The organism is Magnetofaba australis IT-1 (assembly GCF_002109495.1).
Lineage (GTDB): Bacteria > Pseudomonadota > Magnetococcia > Magnetococcales > Magnetococcaceae > Magnetofaba > Magnetofaba australis.
On the sequence record NZ_LVJN01000020.1, the window covers coordinates 913,042 to 931,961 of the forward strand.

18 protein-coding genes are annotated in these 18,920 nt (G+C 63.5%); 7 read left to right on the forward strand and 11 right to left on the reverse strand.

Translation table 11 applies throughout. The features are described from left to right. The first annotated feature begins 26 nt into the window (after positions 1 to 26). From MAIT1_RS16220 to MAIT1_RS16240, 5 genes are all read left to right on the forward strand, one after another. On the forward strand, positions 27 to 770 hold the full coding sequence (locus tag MAIT1_RS16220; protein ID WP_085444593.1) for a glycerophosphodiester phosphodiesterase family protein: 744 nt from the start codon (positions 27 to 29) through the stop codon (positions 768 to 770). Then, positions 767 to 1,927 (forward strand): glycerol-3-phosphate dehydrogenase/oxidase, encoded by a 1,161-nt coding sequence (locus MAIT1_RS16225; protein WP_085444594.1) that lies wholly within the window; start codon positions 767 to 769, stop codon positions 1,925 to 1,927. The genes MAIT1_RS16220 and MAIT1_RS16225 overlap by 4 nt, the downstream gene beginning before the upstream one ends. Positions 1,928 to 2,066: 139 nt before the next feature. Then, positions 2,067 to 3,608 carry a phenylalanine--tRNA ligase subunit alpha gene (pheS, locus tag MAIT1_RS16230; RefSeq protein WP_158089554.1) on the forward strand — a complete coding sequence of 514 codons (1,542 nt, stop codon included), beginning with the start codon at positions 2,067 to 2,069 and terminating at the stop codon, positions 3,606 to 3,608. Continuing rightward, the gene (pheT, locus tag MAIT1_RS16235) at positions 3,599 to 5,434 is read left to right on the forward strand and encodes a phenylalanine--tRNA ligase subunit beta (protein WP_085444596.1); all 1,836 of its coding nucleotides are present in this window, start codon (positions 3,599 to 3,601) and stop codon (positions 5,432 to 5,434) included. Before pheS ends, pheT begins: the two co-directional genes overlap by 10 nt. A 332-nt stretch (positions 5,435 to 5,766) precedes the next feature. Continuing rightward, positions 5,767 to 6,147: a sulfur globule family protein gene (locus tag MAIT1_RS16240; protein ID WP_085444597.1), complete on the forward strand. Its 381-nt coding sequence runs from the start codon at positions 5,767 to 5,769 to the stop codon at positions 6,145 to 6,147. 494 nt (positions 6,148 to 6,641) lie between these two features. Here MAIT1_RS16240 and MAIT1_RS16245 read toward each other — a convergent pair whose 3' ends face one another. The 3 genes from MAIT1_RS16245 to MAIT1_RS16255 all read right to left on the reverse strand — a co-directional run bounded on the left by MAIT1_RS16245 (position 6,642) and on the right by MAIT1_RS16255 (position 9,744). Beyond that, entirely contained in the window at positions 6,642 to 7,685 is a 1,044-nt protein-coding gene (locus MAIT1_RS16245; protein WP_085444598.1) for an IS110 family RNA-guided transposase, read from the reverse strand. A 330-nt stretch (positions 7,686 to 8,015) separates the two neighbouring features. Then, a complete protein-coding gene (gene acuI / locus MAIT1_RS16250; RefSeq protein ID WP_085444599.1) occupies positions 8,016 to 9,008 on the reverse strand; it encodes an acrylyl-CoA reductase (NADPH) in 993 nt (330 codons plus the stop codon). Then, positions 9,001 to 9,744, reverse strand: coding sequence for an RluA family pseudouridine synthase (locus MAIT1_RS16255; protein ID WP_143814883.1), 744 nt, complete (start codon positions 9,742 to 9,744; stop codon positions 9,001 to 9,003). The genes acuI and MAIT1_RS16255 overlap by 8 nt, the downstream gene beginning before the upstream one ends. 117 nt (positions 9,745 to 9,861) lie before the next feature. Between MAIT1_RS16255 and ppnP the strand changes: the two genes are divergently transcribed. Beyond that, positions 9,862 to 10,143: a pyrimidine/purine nucleoside phosphorylase gene (gene ppnP, locus MAIT1_RS16260; RefSeq protein WP_085444600.1), complete on the forward strand. Its 282-nt coding sequence runs from the start codon at positions 9,862 to 9,864 to the stop codon at positions 10,141 to 10,143. Between the two features lie 199 nt (positions 10,144 to 10,342). Here the strand turns inward: ppnP and MAIT1_RS16265 are convergent, their stop codons facing one another. Further along, positions 10,343 to 11,533, reverse strand: coding sequence for a BaiN/RdsA family NAD(P)/FAD-dependent oxidoreductase (locus tag MAIT1_RS16265; RefSeq protein WP_085444601.1), 1,191 nt, complete (start codon positions 11,531 to 11,533; stop codon positions 10,343 to 10,345). Between the two features lie 101 nt (positions 11,534 to 11,634). Here MAIT1_RS16265 and MAIT1_RS16270 point away from each other — a divergent pair, with 101 nt between their 5' ends. Continuing rightward, positions 11,635 to 11,829: a YgaP family membrane protein gene (locus MAIT1_RS16270; RefSeq protein WP_085446193.1), complete on the forward strand. Its 195-nt coding sequence runs from the start codon at positions 11,635 to 11,637 to the stop codon at positions 11,827 to 11,829. On the opposite strand, the gene MAIT1_RS16275 is transcribed toward MAIT1_RS16270, so the two are convergent. From MAIT1_RS16275 to MAIT1_RS22495, 7 genes are all read right to left on the reverse strand, one after another. Continuing rightward, positions 11,817 to 12,425: a DsbA family protein gene (locus MAIT1_RS16275; protein ID WP_085444602.1), complete on the reverse strand. Its 609-nt coding sequence runs from the start codon at positions 12,423 to 12,425 to the stop codon at positions 11,817 to 11,819. The two genes, MAIT1_RS16270 and MAIT1_RS16275, sit on opposite strands and share 13 nt — an antisense overlap. Before the next feature lie 19 nt (positions 12,426 to 12,444). Beyond that, entirely contained in the window at positions 12,445 to 12,741 is a 297-nt protein-coding gene (locus MAIT1_RS16280; protein WP_085444603.1) for a BPTI/Kunitz domain-containing protein, read from the reverse strand. Beyond that, a complete protein-coding gene (locus MAIT1_RS16285; protein ID WP_085444604.1) occupies positions 12,738 to 13,871 on the reverse strand; it encodes a DegT/DnrJ/EryC1/StrS family aminotransferase in 1,134 nt (377 codons plus the stop codon). The genes MAIT1_RS16280 and MAIT1_RS16285 overlap by 4 nt, the downstream gene beginning before the upstream one ends. A gap of 780 nt (positions 13,872 to 14,651) precedes the next feature. Then, positions 14,652 to 15,959, reverse strand: coding sequence for a nucleotide sugar dehydrogenase (locus MAIT1_RS16290; RefSeq protein ID WP_085444605.1), 1,308 nt, complete (start codon positions 15,957 to 15,959; stop codon positions 14,652 to 14,654). Continuing rightward, positions 15,956 to 16,912 (reverse strand): NAD-dependent epimerase/dehydratase family protein, encoded by a 957-nt coding sequence (locus MAIT1_RS16295; RefSeq protein WP_085444606.1) that lies wholly within the window; start codon positions 16,910 to 16,912, stop codon positions 15,956 to 15,958. Before MAIT1_RS16295 ends, MAIT1_RS16290 begins: the two co-directional genes overlap by 4 nt. A 41-nt stretch (positions 16,913 to 16,953) precedes the next feature. Beyond that, the gene (locus MAIT1_RS16300) at positions 16,954 to 17,973 is read right to left on the reverse strand and encodes a Gfo/Idh/MocA family protein (protein WP_085444607.1); all 1,020 of its coding nucleotides are present in this window, start codon (positions 17,971 to 17,973) and stop codon (positions 16,954 to 16,956) included. An 83-nt stretch (positions 17,974 to 18,056) separates the two neighbouring features. Continuing rightward, complete coding sequence (locus tag MAIT1_RS22495; protein ID WP_085444608.1) at positions 18,057 to 18,572, reverse strand: acyltransferase; 516 nt, start codon at positions 18,570 to 18,572, stop codon at positions 18,057 to 18,059. Positions 18,573 to 18,920: the final 348 nt, after the last annotated feature.

Sequence of the window (18,920 nt, forward strand, 5' to 3'; positions counted from 1 at the left end):
ACCGCATACACAGGAGGCGGGGCGACATGCGGAGCGAACAGTTGGTTGCGCATCGGGGCGAGAGCAGTCTCCATGCCGATAACAGCGCGGAATCATTGCAGGCTGCGCTGCAAGCCGGGGCGCGCTGGATAGAGTTCGATGTGCAGATCAGCGCCGATGGCGTCCCCTTCCTGATGCACGACGGCAATCTGCGCCGCGCAGTGGGTTTGAACCGGCTGGCGCATCACGCCGATTGGCCGCGCATTCAGCGCGCCAACGCCAAACCGCGCCGCAATGGTCAGCCGCGCCCGCGTCTGCTGACGCTGGAGGAGGGGCTGGCGCTGCTGGCCAACTTTCCCCACGCCCACGCCTTTGTTGAGATCAAACGGGCGGCGTTTCGCGCCCATGGCGATGACGGCGCGGCGCGTCTGGTTGCGCCCATGCTGGACGCCTGGCGCCAGCAGGTGACGGTGATCTCGTTTCATGCTCCGGGGTTGGAGGCGATTCGACGCTTGGGCGCGTGGCCGCTGGGGTGGGTGTTCGCCACTTGGGGCGCGCGGCAGCGCCGCATCGCCGAGCAGTTGCAGCCGCAATGGCTGTTCTGCGATATGGACGCCATCCCGCCGGATGCGACATTGTGGCCGGGACCGTGGCGCTGGGCGCTGTATGAGACCAGCGCGCCCCAGCGCGCGCGGGAGTGGTTGGCGCGGGGGGCGGAGTTGATCGAGTGCAACGCCATCACCGCCATGCTGGCGGCGTGTGATGATGCGCCGACGCCGGGGGCGGCGTGAGCGGCGCTGGCGGCTACGACTACGATGTGGCCATCATTGGCGCGGGCATCCATGGCGCCGGGGCGGCGCAGGTCGCCGCTTTGCGCGGCTGGTCGTGTGTGGTGCTGGAGCGCGAAGGGGTGGCGGCGGGAACCTCCAGCCGCTCCAGCAAATTGATCCATGGCGGTCTACGCTATTTGGAGAATCGGCAATTCGGCGTGGTGCGCGAGTGTCTGCGCGAGCGCGCCCGGCTGCTACGCGTGGCGCCGGACTTGGTGCGCCTGATCCCGTTTCATCTGCCGGTGTATGCGGGTGCGCGACGTCCGGCGTGGATGCTGCGCGTGGGGCTCTCCCTGTATGGCGCATTGGCGGCGGGGGCGCCCGGCGCGCGCTGGTCCTCCCTGACGCTGGCGCAGGCGCAAGCGGACGGTCTCACCGGCCACGGTCTGCGCCATCTATTGCAATATTTCGACGCCCAGACCGATGACGCCGCCCTGACCCGCGCGGTGATGGCCTCGGCGCAATCACTGGGGGCGACGCTGCGCTGTCCGGCGCACGTTTACGCGATTCATCGCCACGGGCAGGGGGTGCGACTGGAGGGGGTGGACGCCCACGGCGGTTTTCATCTGCGCGCAAGGGCGGTAATCAATGCGGTGGGGCCGTGGCTGGGGCGCGTGGCCCATGGGGTGGGGGCGTTGCCGCCGCTGTCGCTGACCCAAGGGGCGCATCTGGTGTTGCCGCAGTGGCCGCTGACGGCGGCCTATACGCTGCAATCCCCCATTGATGGCCGGGTCTTCTTTGTGCTGCCGTGGCGCGGCGGCGCATTGCTGGGGACCACCGAGACGCCGTTTGCGGGCGACCCGGCCAGCGCTCACTGCACCGATGATGAGGCGCGCTATCTGCTGGACTCCGCCGCGCACTTCTTTCCCCATGCTGATCTGAGCGTAGGCGTGCGCTTTGCCGGGGTGCGCGCGCTGCCCGCAGGCGACGCCAACCGCGCCTCGCGGGAATCCCTGCTGATTGTGGATGATCCCCATTCGCCCCGGGTGGTCTCTCTTATCGGCGGCAAACTCACCAGCTATCTGCCCACCGCTCAGGCCCTGTTAGGGCGCATCGCCGGGGCGCTGCCGCCGCCGCGCCCCGTCGCGGATGTTGGGCGTCTGCCGCTGACGGCGTAACGCTGCGCGCCAGACAACGGAATGCGGTGGACCGCGCGCCTGCGCATTTGTATACTGTCAGGCTCTTCATTCCTGGCGCGCCGCTGTCGGCGGTTGACGCCAACTCGCTTTGAATCGCTGTCGATTGGGGAAATTCCGCGTGAAACAGATCCCGGAACTCGATTTTCGCATTCTCGACTTCCTCTCCCAACAGGAGGGGCTCACCCCTCTGGACCAGATCGTGGCGGCGCTGCAACTGGACCAAAGCCAGGTGGCGGCGGTGACCAAGCTGCGCGCCGAGGCCGGGGAGCTGGTGACCGAAGAGCGCGTGTGGACCGAATATGGCGTTGGCAAGAAGGCCAAAGGCTTCGACGGCGGCATCCTGCCGGAGCGCCGCATTCTCAAGACCCTGATGAAGCTGGGGCGCGAGGCGGAGATTCCCGCCGTGGCCGAGGTCTCCGGTCTGGACGCCAAAGAGGTGGGGCAATCCCTGCGCTGGCTCAAGCAGAAGGGGTGGATGGAGCAGAAGGGCAAGACCCTGGCCATTACCGACGCGGGTGAGAAGGCGTTTGAAGCGTGGCCTGAGGCGCTGGACGACGAGAAGCTGTTTAAAGTGTTGTGGGACGAAGGCGGCTGGCTCGACGCTGACGCCCTGACCGGCTCCGATGTGGATTTGGATGCGGCGCTCAAAGCCCTCAACGGGCGCGGCGGGGTAGTGGATCTGCGCGAGCGCAAGGCGATTCGCGTGGGGTTGAGCGAGGCCGGGCGCGCCATGATGGCGGACGGCGTGCAGCCGGTGATGCTGGCCAACCAGCTCACCCCCGACATGCTGCGCGATGGCTCCTGGCGCAACTATCAGTTTCGCCCCTACGACGTCACCCTGGACTCCTTCAAAGTTGCGCCGGGCAAGGTGCATCCGCTCATTCGCATGATGGAGAAGACCCGCCGGGTGTTCCTGGAGATGGGTTTCGAGGAGATCGAAAGCGGCTACGTGGACTCCAGCTTCTGGGTCTTTGACGCCCTGTTCCAGCCGCAGGATCACCCCGCCCGCGAGATGCAGGACACCTTCTATGTCTCTAACCCCGGCATCTGCGATCTGCCCGAGGGGCCCAAGGTGGAGGCGGTGCGCGCCACCCATGAGAACGGCGGCGAGACCGGCTCCATCGGCTGGCGCTATGACTGGAGCGCTCGTGTCGCCTCCACCCCGGTGCTGCGCACCCACACCACCGCCGCCACCATTCGCGCCCTGGGCGAGAATCCCAATCCGCCGCGCAAGATCTTCTGTGTCGGCCCGGTGTTCCGCCGCGAGACCGTGGACTACAAGCACCTGCCCATGTTCCACCAAGTGGAGGGCGTGGTGGTGGACAAGGAGGCCTCGTTCGCCCAGTTGCTCGGCATCCTCAAGGTGTTCTACGGCAAGATGGGCTTCGATAAATTGCAGTTCCGCCCCGCCTACTTCCCCTACACCGAGCCCAGCGTGGAGATCTTCGTCTGGCTGGAGGGCAAGCAGGATTGGGTGGAGCTGGGCGGCGCGGGCATGTTCCGCCCCGAGGTGACCGAACCCATGGGCTGCCAGACGCCGGTGCTGGCCTGGGGCCTGGGACTGGAGCGTCTGGCCATGATCTCCTATGGTCTGTCCAACCTCAGTCAACTCTATCAAGCGCGTCTGAACTGGTTGGAGGAGGAGAGCCTGTGCCCGTAATCGTCATCCCCGTGGAGCGGCTGCAGGGCCGCCTGAAGAACCGACTCTCCCGCGACGGGCTGGTGGAGACGCTGCAGCAGATGGGCTGCGACGTGGAGGAGTACGCCACAGTCCACCGCTTCCGCTGCGCCCAGTGCGACGCGGTGCTGGAGACCACCGACGCGGCGCATCCGCCGGTGCGTTGCGACCACTGCGGAACCGACTTTAAGATCAACCCGGATAAATTGTCGCAACTGGGCGAGTCTGAGGGCATCCGCATGGAGCTGCTGGCGGTGCGCCCGGACATGTTCGACGCCGGTGGTCTGGGCCGCGCTTTGCGTCAGTATCAGGGCGAACAGATGCTGCCCTCGCAGTACCATCTGAATCCGCCGCAGCGCCGCGTCACCGTGGATGCGGCGGTGGCGCAGCCTGAGAGCTTCCGTCCCCACATCGCCTGCGTGGAGGTGCGCGGCGTGACGCTGGATGATGAGACCCTGCGCATCATCATGAAGCTGCAGGAGAACCTGCACTGGGCGCTGGGCCGCGACCGCAAACGCGCCTCCATCGGCGTGTATGACCTGGACACCCTCAAGGCGGACAATCTGCATTATGGCGTGCTGGATCCCGACGCCGCCGGTTTCTGCCCCCTGGGCATCGCCGACGGTCAGGTCTGGAGCGGGCGGCGCATTCTGGCCGAACACCCCAAGGGGGTGGGCTACAAGCATCTGCTGGAGCAACTGAGCGCCTACCCGCTGCTCTCCGACGAGAGCGGACAGGTGCTCTCCATGCCGCCCATCATCAACAGTGAATCCACCCGCGTGCGTCCCGAGTCGAAGAATCTGTTCATCGACGTCACCGGCCCCGAAGCGCGCACGGTGGAGAAGACCCTCAACATTCTCGCCGCCAATATCGCCGAGCTGCTGCCGGGCGCCGAACTCTTTGGGGTGGAGGTCCACTACGCCGACCGCCGCGTGGTCACCCCCGATCTGACCCCGCAGGAGGTGCGCTTTGACGGCGTGGCCGCCAAACGGCTCATCGGCGTGGACCTGGATGACGAGGCGATGAAGGATTGTTTGCTGCGCATGGGTTACGGCGTGGAGTCCCTGGGCGGACATCAGTTCAATGTCGCCGTGCCGGCGTGGCGCAACGACATCCTGCATCCTATGGATCTGGTGGAGGACGTGGCCATCGCCTACGGCTACCACAATATTGAAGCGGCCCCGGTCACTTCGGTCACTGTGGCCAAAGAGCGTCCGGTGCAGCGCCACTTCAACCTCTGCCGTCAGATTTTCACCGGCTTGGGCTTCTTTGAGGCGATCACCCTGATCCTCTCATCGGAGGACGCCCAGTATGAGCGCATGGGGCTGCCGGAGGATCCCGAGCGGGTCACCATCGACAACCCCATCAGCGTGGAGCAGACGCAGATCCGCACCGCGTTGCTGCCGGGGCTGCTGGAGACCTTCTCCATCAATACCGACCAGGAGCTGCCGCAGCAGATCTTCGAAGTGGGCAATGTCTCCTTCCTCGATCCCAAGCGCGACACCGGCGCCCGCGAGCGTTCGCGTCTGGCGGTGGCGGCGATTGGTCCCAAGGTGGACTTCTCGCAGATCAAAGCGGTGTGTGAGGCGTTCGCCCGCGAGCATCGCATCACGCTGCGCTACGAGGCCGCCAATATGCCGTTCTACCTGCCAGGGCGCGGCGCGCGGCTCTCCACGCAGATCGATGGAAAAGATGTTGTGTTGGGCCATATTGGCGAGATCCATCCGCTGGTGTTGGAGAATTTCAATCTCTCCTTCCCAACAGCGGCCATGGAGATCAATCTTGACCCCTTGCAGGCGCGGATTTGATCTATTTTGCGTAGAATCTAGTCGCAATAGTGGAGAAACGCCCCATTTTGGATGATTCCCAAAATGGGGCGTTTTTTTATGCAAAACAGTTGGATAACATCGAATGATACAGAAATTTTACAAAAAATAGGCGGAAAAGGCGGCGTGAATATTAGAAATCGCTTTTATTCGAAAACGGATTCTGCCATGATGCCCTCCAACAACGGTTCGCGAGATTGCTCGCACGGGCCGGACGCTCAGCCAAGACCCACATTGGCAGGCATCTGCATCGCCCACGTCGCGAGCCTAAAATAGAAGCTGAACGAACGACACTCACTTCAAGGAGATTTACCATGACCAGCAAAAAAGCTCTGTTCCTGGGTCTGGCCGCTTTCGCCGCCGTCGCTTCCACCTCCCTCATCGCTGAAGACGCTCACGCCTGGGGCGGTTGGGGCCCGGGTTGGGGCAATGGCAATGGTCTGGGTAACGGTTGGGGCAACGGCAACGGTTCCGGCAACTTCGGCATGAACTTCGGCATGTCCGGCAACTCCAACGTGGCCGGCTACGGCAACGGTTACAACGGTTACAACGGCTACAATGGTTACGGCTACCCCGGTTACGGCTACGGCTACCCCGGTTACGGCTACGGCGCTCCCGTGGCTCCTTACGGCGCTCCCGTGGCTCCTTGGGGCGCCCCGGCTGCTCCCAAGGCTCCCGCCGCCGAAGCCAAGTAAGCGATAAGCAGTATACCGACCCCGCGCTCTGCGCGGGGTCGGAACAAAACGCCGCACTGCCTCAGGCCTTGCGGCGTTTTTTTATGCTCAGTCGAATTCAAAATTGAACCTGAACGATTTTGGCGATGGAAGATATCGAGGGCTTTGCCCTCTAGTTCCCAAGATCAACAACCACACCGTGGGCTCCGCCCATGTATGGTCCGCTCCGCCACGGCAAGAGAAAATGTCCACTGATGTGTGAGGCTTAGTCGCGCCCATGTATCCGGCCTGTTGATGAGGGGCTTGTCGCCCTCTGGCCCTGATGGAATTTGCGCGTGGCCCTCCTCAACACACCCTCGGCCTCTATGGGCCCTTGGGCGAAACAGGTTCTTGACCACGCAGGGCTATGCCGTTTCACGCCATCAATCTCGACTCTCTCTCGCAACCTGGCTGGTGGGATCTCTTTCTCTTTCCTTATCGGCCTGTTTTTCTTTTAGAGTTGTATTGCGCTCTCTCTACACAGCGGCGCTGGCCCCATAGGCCTCCTGCTTCACCAGCATCGCCCACGCGCTGCGCGCCATGCGGTTGGCCAGCGCCACCACTGCTCTATTTGCGCCGCGACGTTCCGACACCGACACTGCCCACTGGCTGCGGCGATCCGGCTTGTTTTCACACACGCGCAACGCCGCCCGCGCCCCATGGATCAACAGGGTGCGAAGATAACCATTTCCCCGTTTGCTGATCCCCGTCAGCCACGCCTTGCCCCCTGTGGAGTGCTGATTCGGAACCAACCCTATCCATGCCGACAGCTCCCGGCCATTCTTAAACGCCCGCACATCCCCCACCGACGCCAACAGCGCCGTCGCCGTGATCGGTCCCACTCCCGGGATCGTCATCAGCAATCGACACTGCGGCTCCGCCTTGGCCAGCGCCTCAATCTCACGCTCATATTTGCCGATGCGCTCATCCAAATGCGCCAGCTCATCGCGCTCATCCTCCAGAATTACGCGAAAATTGGCGCTCATTTCCGAGCTCTCATCACTCAAAATCAGCACAATCGCCCGCCGCGCCTGTTTGATGCTCTTGGGAAAGACAATCCCATACTCGGCAAGCAGTCCGCGAATCTGGTTCACCAACGCCGTGCGGTTCTTCACCGCCAGACTGCGCACCCGATGCAACGCTAGAATTTCTTGCTGGGCAACGCTTTTGATCCCCACAAAACGCATATTCGGACGCTGTACCGCTTCGCAAATCGCCTCTGCGTCCACGCTGTCGTTCTTGTGCCGCTTCACGTAGGGCTTCACATATTGCGGCGCCATCAAACGCACAGCATGCCCATATCCCTGAAATTTCCGCGCCCAATGGTGGGCGCCGCTACTGGCTTCCATCCCCACCAGGCACGGCGGCAGTTGCGCCATGTACTCCAGGAGCTCGTCTCGTTTCAGTCGCTTCTTGAGAACGCTTTTGCCGCGCGCATCCACGCCATGCAACTGAAACACGCTCTTGCCCAGATCAATACCCAGTACCCGTACCTGTCCGTTTTCGATATGATTGCTCATGGTCCGCTCCGACTCCGTTTAGATGGAAAAACACACCACCATCTTGGCCCATTGCGAGGCCGTTTGGGTAGCGGAGCGGACCATTCCATTACACCCGCTCGGGGCGCGGCCCCCTGACGATTCGGCAGGATTGCCGAATCGGACTCGCGCAAGCGAGCCCGAAGGGTGAGGGCCATGGATGGCCCGAATCACCCCGCCGCCGACCAGTTGGCGGCCAATAGTCAGCGCAAGTTCAAGCTGCGTCACGCAAACATTTGCCAGCCTGAGCAATTTTGGTTTCGCATGGCGATAGGTCTGAGTTTGGCGTCTGTGAATGGGTGGGAATGCAGCTCAGTTGATCTCCACCACCACGCGCCCGCGGGTCTGGCCCGCGATGATCGCCTGGGCCTGGGCGGGCAGTTGGTCAAACCCGATGGTGTGGGTGAGGGCGTCCAGTTGCGTCATGTCCAGATCCTGCGCCAGCCGCGCCCACGCCTGATTGCGCAACGGGGCGGGGCACATCACCGAATCCACGCCGCGCAGGGTCACCCCGCGCAGAATGAACGGGAACACCGTGGTGGGCAGATCCATCCCCCCCGCCAGCCCCACGGCGGTGACGATCCCTTCATAGCGACTCTGCGCCAGGATCGTGGCCAGGGTCTGGCCGCCCACCGCATCCACCGCCGCCGCCCACCTCTCCGACTCCAACGGTTTGCACTCCCGCGCCAACTCTTCGCGCGGCAGAATCTCGCTTGCGCCCAGTCTGCGCAGGAAATCACCCTGTTCGGCCACGCGCCCGGTGACGGCGCTCACCGCATAGCCCATTTTGCTCAACAATAGCGTCGCCACGCTGCCCACTCCGCCCGCCGCGCCGGTGACCAGCACCGGCCCGTCCGCAGGGGTCACACCGTGCTTTTCGATAGCCAACACGCAGAGCATGGCGGTGAATCCGGCGGTGCCAATGGCCATGGCGCGGGCGGCGCTGAGGCCGTCGGGCAGGGGGGTGAGGATGGGCGCGGGCAGGCGCGCATACTGCGCATGGCCGCCCCAGAAGCGTTCGCCCATGCCCTGCCCGGTCACCAGCACGGCGTCGCCTGGCTGGAAATCGGGGGAGTCGGAATGCTCGACCACACCGGCCAGATCGATGCCGGGCACGTGGGGGAAGTTGCGCACGATCTTGCCGGTTCCGGTGATGGCCAGCCCATCCTTGTAGTTGAGGCTGGAGTGGCTCACCCGCACCAGCACCTCGCCTGCGGGCAGGTCATCGATGGTCAGTTGCTCAAAGGCGCTGAGGGTCTTTTTCTCCTGTTGTCGTAGAACCAGAGCGCGGAAGGCGTCAGCCATGAGAGGTCTCCAAAGTGGGGTTGGATTGATGTGCGCGCGTCAGCCAGGGCGCAAAGTGCGCCGGTGGCGGGGCGACAAAATTCAGTTGTGATGCGCCATCATACAGCGTTAGGGCGCGCGCGTGCAGGTGCATGGGCGGGCCAAAGCGGTCGCCGTCGCCATACAGGGGGTCGCCGACGATGGGGCAACCGAGAATCTGACAGTGCACCCGCAGTTGATGGGTGCGGCCGGTGAGCGGGGTCAGCTCCAGCCAGCTCTGCCCGGCGTGGCGCTGTCGCACGGTGAAGCGCGTAGTGGCGGCCTTGCCGGTGGAGTGGGCGCGGATGCGCGGTCGCCCCGGCCAGCCCACGTCCAGTAGCGGCGCTTGCATCACTCCTGCGTCGGATGCGGGCTCCCCTTGGGTGATGGCCCAGTAGGTTTTGCGCACGCGTCCGCTGACGAACAGATCGCTGATGCGCCGTCGCGCCCACTTGTGCCGCCCGAGAATCAACAGCCCGCTGGTGGCGGCGTCCAAGCGGTGCGCCGGGGCCGGGTCGTCGGGGCGATCAAAACGCAGGCCGCTGATTGAGTCGGCCAGCACCTCGCCGCCGCCGGGGCCGCGATAGAGCGGCAGGCGGTTGGGTTTGTTGATGACGATCAGGTCGTCATCGCGATAGATCACAATGGCGCCGATACTCTCCGGCGTCAGACCCGGGCGGGGCGGTTCTGTGGGTGAAGGGGGCGGTGAGGCGGTCATTCTGACTCCTGGCGCAGCCGATGGCGCGATGCGCACTCGACAGCGTGAAAGGGGCAGTGTATAGACGAACTGAGGCGTGCGCGCCGCATCTGTTCAACCGTTTATGAGGATTCGCCCATGTTTGCCGTTAACTCCTACTTTGAAGACCATGTGAAATCCCTCGCGTTTCAGGCCGATGGCCAGCGCGCCACGGTGGGCGTGATGGCGCCCGGCGAGTACACTTTCGCCGCCAGCGAGAAGGAGACCATGCAGGTGGTCAGCGGCTCGATGACGGTGAAGCTGCCCGGCGAGCCCGACTGGCAGGTGTTCCGCGTGGGCGAGATCTTCGTGGTGCAGCCCGGCGAGAGCTTCGATCTGAAAATCGCCAGCGATACCGCTTATCTGTGCCTGTATGGCTGATTGGGGTTCTCTGAAATTATTGAGGGAAGGGGAAAGAGACTGGGGCTTCGCCCCAGACCCCGACCAGGGCGCGGCCCTGGACCCGCCAGGGAAATGATTTCCCTGGACCCTCGTGAGTTTGCTCAGTGCGCGCACCTGGATTCTGGGGGTATTGGAATATGGTTGCGCTCAGCTTAATTTTAAATATTGTAAAACAGAGTCATAGATCCATTCCCGCCGCGTGGCCCGAGGCCCACGCCCATTGAAAATTGTACCCGCCCAGCTCGCCGGTCACATCCAGCGCCTCGCCGATGAAATAGAGCCCGTCAATCTCACGGCACATCATGCTGCGTGAATCGATGGCGTCCACATCCACCCCACCCACGGTCACTTCGGCGGTGCGATACCCCTCCGTGCCGCTGGGAACGATGCGCCACGCCTGAATCGACTGCGCCAGCTCGCGCAGCCGCTTATCCGGCTGATCGGCCAACCGGGCGTCGACCCCAAACGGCGCCGCCAGATGGCGCGCCACCCGTTTGGGCAGATGTTGGGTGAGGAAACCGCCCAGGGTCTGCTTGGGCGCGTCGCGTTTGGCGGCGATGAGTTGCGCCGCCAGATCCACCCCGGGCAACAGATTGATCTCAATGGCCTCGCCGGGCGTCCAGTGGCTGGAGAGCTGAAGAATTACCGGCCCGCTCACGCCGCGATGGGTGAACAGCAGGGCGTCGGCGTAGTGAGCCGATGCGCAGCGCGCCTCGGCTTCAACCGAGATCCCCGCCAAAGGCTTGAGTGGTTCCAGGTCCGCCGGATGAAAGGTGAAGGGGACCAGTCCGGCGCGGGGTTCAATCACATTCAAGCCAAACTGTTTAGCGATCGTAAACGCCAGCCCGGTGGCGCCCATTTTGGGGATCGACTTGCCCCCTGTGGCCACCACCAGGGCGCGGGCGGCATAGGTTTCGCCGCCCGCTTGGACCAAGAAGCCATTCTCAGAGCGTTGAACGCGCGTTACCGGGCGCTGGCGCTCGATGCGCGCTCCCGCCGCGCGGCACTCGTCCAGCAGCAGTTCAACAATCTGCTGGGCGGAGTCGTCGCAGAACAGTTGTCCTTGGGCTTTCTCATGCCAGTCGACGCCGTGCTTCTCCAGCAGGCCGATGAAATCCCATGGCGTGTAGCGTTTAAGGGCGGAGATGCAGAAGCGGGGATTGCTGGAGAGGTAGTTCTCCGGCGCGGCGTTCAGATTGGTGAAGTTGCAGCGTCCGCCGCCGGAGATGCGGATCTTTTCGCCGCACTTTTTGCCGCCTTCGAGAACCAGCACGCGCCGTTCGCGCCCGGCGGCGGTGAGGGCGCACATCAGGCCCGAGGCGCCGCCGCCCAAAATAATGGCGTCCCACGGGGGGGGAGTCAGGAACATTCATGGATGCGGGGTGTCTGAGCAAAGTTCTGGCGTTTGACGCCAACAGGTCTATGATGAGCGACTATACCCCATTTTCCCCCAGCCCAGGAGAGAACGCTGTGAGCATTAACCAAATTGTGATGATCGTCGCCGGATTCATGGTGCTGCTGTCGGTGGCTTTGACCCACTTTGTGCATCCCAACTGGATGTGGTTCACGGTGTTCATCGGCGCGAATATGTTCCAGAGCGGCTTCACCGGCTTCTGCCCGCTGGTGATTGTGCTGAAAAAACTGGGGATCGGTCAGGAAGCGTAAGGATCGAGCCAGGTTTGCACGCGGCGGATCAGGAGTTCAGGCGGGCAGAAGCCCGGACTGACCACTGAGACGCCGCGCGCATTCTCACCCAGCAGGGTGGGGAAACTGCACACGTTCAGCTCTTCGCGCGCGCGGCGGAAGTCCGCTTGCGCCGCCGCGCGGAATCGCTCCTCACCCAGCGCCGCTGCGAAGACAGCGCCATCCAACCCCGCCTCCTGCGCCACCTTGGCCAGCACCGCCTCTTGCGTCACATCCCGATTGTCCACATAGAACGCCTTCTGAATGGCGTGACTCAGCGTTAGGACGTGCTTGGGCTCGATCTCCTGCGCCACTTTCAACGCGCGGCAGGGCGGTTCGGTGTCGTAGATGAACCCTTCGGGCATTTTGAAGGCGAAATTGAACCGCTGCCCGGAGGCCTCATACACCTTCTCCCAATGGCCCTGTACGTAGTTGCGCAAGGTTGCGTCCATGGGGACGGTGTTGCCCGCGCGCAGGCCCCCCACCACGATCTCCATGGGCAGAGCCGCGCCAAACCGCTCGACCACCGCCTGCATACTGGGGGCAAACCCCCAGCACCAGGAGCAGAGCGGGTCCATCACATAGATCAGATGCCGATTAATCGGGGGTCTCCTGATTCTGCTCCCAGCGTTCGCGCGCGGTGGGCTCCACCTCACACTGACTGCGGCAGCTGGAAAGAGAGGTGAACGGAACGCGCCCGCCACAGCCGCCCCAGCTGAACTCTTCGCATTGGCCCGAGCCCTCATCGTAGAAGTAACGCGGGATATAGGCCTGACACTGGCCGGGGTCGGGCTGGATGTAGCATCGACTGGGTAGCGGCCGGGCCTGCGCAACGTGACTCCACCCCGTCAGCAGTAGCGTCAGGATTGCCAGTCTGAGGGCGCGCGCGTTCATGGAGCGCACCTATCCACCACATCCATCACCGCATCGGCCTGTGCGGGCGTCATCTCGGCGTGCATGGGCAGGAGTATGCAGCAGTCGGCGGCGAACTCGGTGTGGGGCAGGGGCGGGGCGCTCTCGGCATAGGGCCCTTCGCGATGGCTAGGCATCACCCCCCGGCGCGTGCCCACGCCCGCCGCGTGGAGCTGCTCCATCAGGGCGTTGCGTTGGGCCAATCCTCCCTGTTTGAGCGTAACTTGATAGCTCTGCCAGTTGGGCGTCATTCCTTCCGGGGCATGGGGCGCCATGAGCAGCGGGTGACCCGCCAGTCGGGCGTTGTAGCGGTCGGCCACGGCGCTGCGGGCGGTGATGAGGTCATCCAACCGCGCCAGTTGTACATTGCCCACAGCGGCCTGGATATCGGTCATGCGGGCGTTGTAGCCGATCTCCGGGTAGCTCTCGAAGGTGGTGGGGCCGGCGTTGTGGCGCTCCAGCGCCGACAGCGACATGCCTTGATTGCGCAGACGGCGGACCCGCTCGGCCAGTTCGGCGTCATCGGTGAGGATCATGCCGCCTTCGCCGGTGGTGATCACTTTGCGCGCGTGCAGGCTGAACACGCTCACCGGGGCCAGGGAGCCCACCGGGCGGCCTTGATTGAGACTGCCCACGGCGCAGGCGGCGTCATCCAGCAGCAGCAGATTGTGTTTTTCCGCAATGGCGCGGATGGCGTGCATATCGCACGGCAGGCCGATCTGGTCAACGGCGATGATGGCGCGGGTTTTGGGGGTGATGGCGGCTTCGATGGCGGCGGGGTCGATATTGAAGGTGAGCGGGTCAATATCGGCGAACACCGGGCGCGCGCCGACGTGGCGGATGACGTTGACGCTGGCGATGAAGGTGAGGGAGGGGACGATGACTTCCGCGCCATGGCCGAGGCCCCAGGCTTTGAGGACCAGGAAGGCGCCGGTGGTCCAACTGGAGACGCCGATGCCGAATTGGGCGCCGCAGCGGGCTGCGAAGGCCTCTTCGAAGGCTTGCAGGTGCGGTCCGGCGGCGACCCAGCCGGAGAGTACGGCTTCGGAGGCGGCGGCGGCCTCGAGGGGGCCGAGGGAGGGACGGCTGAAGACGGGAAGCGAAGCGGTCATGGGAAGTCTCGCGCCGAAGAAAAGGTGTTTGCGGGAAAGAGTCTGATCTCGCGCTATTTAAGGTGACAAATTTCCGCAGGAAATTTGTCGGGATTCTTAAGGGTCTATGACCCTTAAGCGGGTCCAGGGCGGAGCCCTGGCGGATCATTAAGGCGGAGCCTTAATATGAAATTCTTTAAATCGCGCCCCTTTATTAGACAAAATTGCGCAGTAATTTTGTGGGGCGCTTCCTTGCTCAATTTGCTCTGGCAAATTGAGAGAGGGGTCTGGGGAGAGATCTCCCCAGTATGCCGCCAAAGGCGGCGGTGTTGGTCTTGCTCCCAGGCGCGTTGAAGGCGGCGGTTCTGGCCTGGTTCCCAGGCGCGTTGAAGGCGGCGGTGTTGGTCTTGCTCCCAGGCGCGTTGAAGGCGGCGGTTCTGGCCTGGCTCGACAGTGCATTATAAAAAAGTGCGACAAGGCTTTCCCGCACACACTTTTTGGCTTTCCCTGGTTTGCAGTTCTAGAGCATTCGCCGCCCTGTGGGCGACGGCGCTGTGCGCCTGCTCACTGCCGTTTCCCCGAAAGCTTTCGTGCAGACGCCATGTATCGCGCTTTCTTCTACTCTTTGCTGACGCCCGCTTTGTTCAATGGGGAAACGGCAAAGACTACTGACACTGCCACACCGTGGGGCGCCGCCCCACACCCCGCTGGGGGCAGCGGCCCCCAGACCCCGCCGCCGACCAGTCGGCGGCTACCTGAATTCAGCGCAGGCTCGCCCTGGGTCACGCAAACATTTTGACTCTACCTCTTCGGCGATCCCGTCGGCTCGCCCACCGCCACCCAATGCAATCCAGCCTTGAGCGCCTCGGCGCGGCTCCAAACGTTGCGTCCATCCAGCACGGCGGAGACGCCATCCTCGCGCCATTGGGCAAAATCCGGATTGAGAAACTCCGGGTGAGCGGTGTTGAGAATCACCACATCCGGCTTCGCCTCGGCCATGGAGGCGGCTTCAAAGCCATAAGCCTTGATCTCGCGGTCGGAGAAGCAGGGGTCATCCAACGTCACGCCCGCGCCCAGCGAAACCAACGCATCGTGGATGGCAAACGCGCTGCTGTGGCTGCTCTCGGCGATTTGCGGACGAAACGCCAGACCCAGAATGTGCGCCTTTTTGCCCTCAAGTCCGCCAATGGCGGCGGCGAGCCGCTCGCATTGACGACGCGGCTGCGCCTCGTTGATCTCCCGCGCCAGGGCGGCGAAGCGCTGCGGCTTGCCCGCGCGCTCAGAGGCGCGAATCAGGAAGTAGGGGTAGACCGGGGTGCAGTGCCCGCCCACGCCGATGCCGTGCAGGAGCAGGAAGGTTTCGTTATCGGTGTTGGCGGCTTCGCGAATCAGGTTGAAGTCGAGCCCGTGGTCCTCAGCGTAGGCGGCCAACTCGTTGGCGATGGCGATGTTGGCGTCGCGATAGATCATGCCGCTGAGTTTGACGAATTCAGCGGCCTCCAGCGTCTCCACATTGGTGGTCTGCGCCCCCAGCCAGGCGCCGTAGAAGCGCGCGGCGCGGGTGGCGGCTTCGCTGTTCCAGCCGCCGACAATTTTGGGCGTGGTGAGCAGCTTTTCAAACACCAGACGCGATTTGACCCGCTCCGGGCTGAAGGCCAGATGGAAGCCGTCTTCAGCGCCGCATTTCAGACCGCTGCCGATGGCCAGGCGGTTGGCGAAACGGGTGCGGCAGGCGCCCACCGGCACGGTGGTCTCATAGCAGACCAGGGTTCCCGGTTGCAGCCCGGCGGCGACGGCCTCGGTGGCGGCGTCCAGATTGCCGAAGTCGATGTCGCGATCAGAGGTCAACAGCGCCGAGACCAGAATCACCACCGCTTCGGCCTCGCGGGTCGCTTCGGTGGTGTTCTGACTGGCTGAAAGGCGTCCAGCGGCGTGGAGTGACGCCACCGCCTCGGGCAATCCTGGTTCATCGTGAGGCGAGCGCCCGGTGTTGATGTCGGCGACGATCTGGGGGTTGATGTCGCAGATGGTCACCTCCGCGCCACGCATGGCGAAGGCGCAGCCCAGCGGCAGACCCATTTTGCCGCCGCCAACGACGACGATCTTCATGCACCGGTCTCCTCAAACCATTGCAGAGTGCGTTTGAGTCCCTCTTCCAAACCGACCTTGGGGTCAAAGCCGAAGGTGGTGCGCGCCAGGGTGATGTCGGGCTTGCGCAGGGGCAGGGGGGTGTGCTCGCGGGGGATGTGTTTCAATTCGCCGCGCCCGGCCACGCGAATCAGTGTTTCGGCCAGTTCGTTGGTGGTGCAGGCGGTCTCGGGGTAGCCGATATTGAAGGATTTGCCCGAAGCTTCGGGGCACTCCCACATCTCCTCCATGGCGTCGAGCAGGTCGTCCACGAAGCACCAGGCGCGCACTTCAGAGCCATCGCCGTAGATCTGCAATGGCTCGCCCGCCAGGAGTTTGCGACAGAAGTTGCTGATGGCGCCTTCGCCGGTCTGGCGGGGCCCGTAGACGTTGAAGGGGCGGATGTTGCTGCAGGAGACTTCGGGGCACTCCTTGGCGAAGCTGATTACCGCATGCTCCAGCGCCAATTTGCTCACCGAATAGACCCAGCGCGACTCCGACGGCGGGCCGGAGACCATGGGCATGGACTCGTTGACGTTCTCCGCTTTGGGACCATAGACCTCGCTGCTGGAGAAGGCGATCAGCCGTTTGACCGTGCCCGCCGCGCGCACCGCGTCAAGCAGGTTGAAGCCGCCTTCGATATTGGTGTGCAGCGTTTTGAGCGGATAGTCGTGATAAGCGCTGACCCCGGCGATGGCGGCCATGTGCACTACCGCCTCTGCGCCGTCGATGGCTTGGAACATGGCGTCGCGGTCGAGGATATCGCCCTGGATGAAGCTGATGTCGGGGTCATCGCGCAGTTCGGGGACATACTGCAGCGAGTCGCGGCGCAGATTGTCGAACAGCACCAGCTTGTAGCGGTCGCGCATGCGCTGGGCCAGATGGGAGCCGATAAAACCGGCGCCGCCGGTGATCACCAAAGTGGGTTTGCTCATTAAACGCGTTCCTTGGGGTTCGACCGAGTGGGGCGGAGTGACTATTGCTTGGCGGCGGCGATCTGACGCCGGTTCTCATCCAGCAGCGCCTGGGCGCGTTCGAGAATGCGGATGATGCGCACCGCGCGGCGGCCATCCATGATGGACTCCTCGCGGCCATCGATGACGGCGGCAAAGTGCGCCGCCACCCCCGCCAGCGCCTCGCCGGTGGGCACGCGCGGCACCGAGATGTCGCCGATGCGATACTCGGCGGTAGCCACGTGACGCTGGGACTCCTCACGCAGCTTGATGCCGGAGTTGTAGATTTTGATCTTCTCGTCGTTGTTCAGATCGTCCCAGATCAGCATCTGCTCGTCGCCGCCGAACACCATGCGCCGCAGCTTCACCGGCGATAGCCAGCTCAGATTGAAGTGCGCCATGGTCCCGCTGGGATAGTAGGTGGTCAGATGCACCAGGTCGGGGCTCTCCTCGGTCAGGTGGGCGTGGCTGCTCACCGTCATGTGCACCGGCTCTTCATTGAGTATGAAGTCGAGAATGGCCAGATCGTGCACCGCCAGATCCCACAGCACGTTGGCTTCCATGTTGAACAGACCCAGGTTGATGCGGGTGGAGTCCACATAGGAGAGGCGACCGAGCTTGCCATCATCGTAGAGCGACTTGATCATGCGCACCGACGGCGTGAACAGGAAGGTGTGGTCGGTCATCAGCACGCAGCCGCGCGCCTCGGCCAGCTCCGCCAGCGCCTCGCCATCGGCCACCGTGGTGGTCATGGGCTTCTCCGCCAGCACATGCTTACCCTGCTCCAGGGCGGCTTTGGCCAGCATGAAATGGGTGTCGGCGGGGGAGGCGATGATCACCGCGTCGACGTCATCCCGCGCGATGGCGGTCAGACCGTCGGACTCCAGAGCGATATCGGGGTAGGCGGCGGCAAGTTTGTCGCGGCGGGCGGCGTCGCGTTCAGCCACGCAGCGCACATCGAAGCGCGGTTGACCCAGCGCGTTGCGCAGCAGATTGGGGCCCCAGTAGCCATACCCGATCAGGGCGATGCGAATCTTGTCCATGGGCGAAATATCCTTTTTGTCCACAACGTGCGTTCAGTATGCCCGACCCATACGCGACGGGCAAGCGCTGCGCCCGTCAGGGTTTATGGCAGGTCCGGCGCCTTGTCGGCCACCACGCGGGCGGGCACGCCTTGCACCACCGCGCCATCGGGCACGTCGCGGGTGACCACCGCGCCTGCGCCCACCAGGGCGCCTTTGCCGATCTTGACCCCCGGCAGAATGGTGACGTTGGAGCCGATGCCGGCGCCGTCGCCCACCTCGATGGTCTCCAGCTTCCACTCGCCATCCTGCAACGGCTGGCCGGTGGGGGAGCTGGCGCGGGGATAACGGTCGTTGGTGAACATCACCCCATGGCCGACAAAGACGTCATCGCCCAGCGTCACCCCCTCGCACAGGAACGAATGCGAGGAGATTTTGCAGCGTTTGCCCACCACTGCGTTCTTCTGAATCTCTACAAACGCGCCGATCTTGCTGCCTGCGCCGATGGTGCAGCCATACAGGTTCACAAAACTGAAGTAGGCCACGTCCGGCCCCACCCGCACGTTGTTCAATCGAATTGTGCCTTCCTCTTTGCTCACCGTGGTGAATTCGTCGCTCATGGATTCCGGTCCGCTAGATAAAAGAGAGGGAAAGTCCCGCATTCTACGCGCGCCCACACCGCTTGCACAGGGATTGACCCGTTTCAAGGGTTGTGGGAGAGTCGCGGGAGTGGACTCTTGGCGTGGTTCGTTTTGGACGATGTAAGATATTGGGCCTCAGGCCCAAACCCGGCCAGGGAGCCGCCCTGGACCCGCACGGGCGCTGCCAATTTGTTATACGGCTCCGCCTATGGCCGCCAGGGAAATGATTTCCCTGGACCCTCGTTAGTTTTGCTTCTGCGCAAACGTGAACAAATTTGCACGATTTGGAATATGTGCTTTGTTGTGGTGCGGAAGAAAAAACAGACT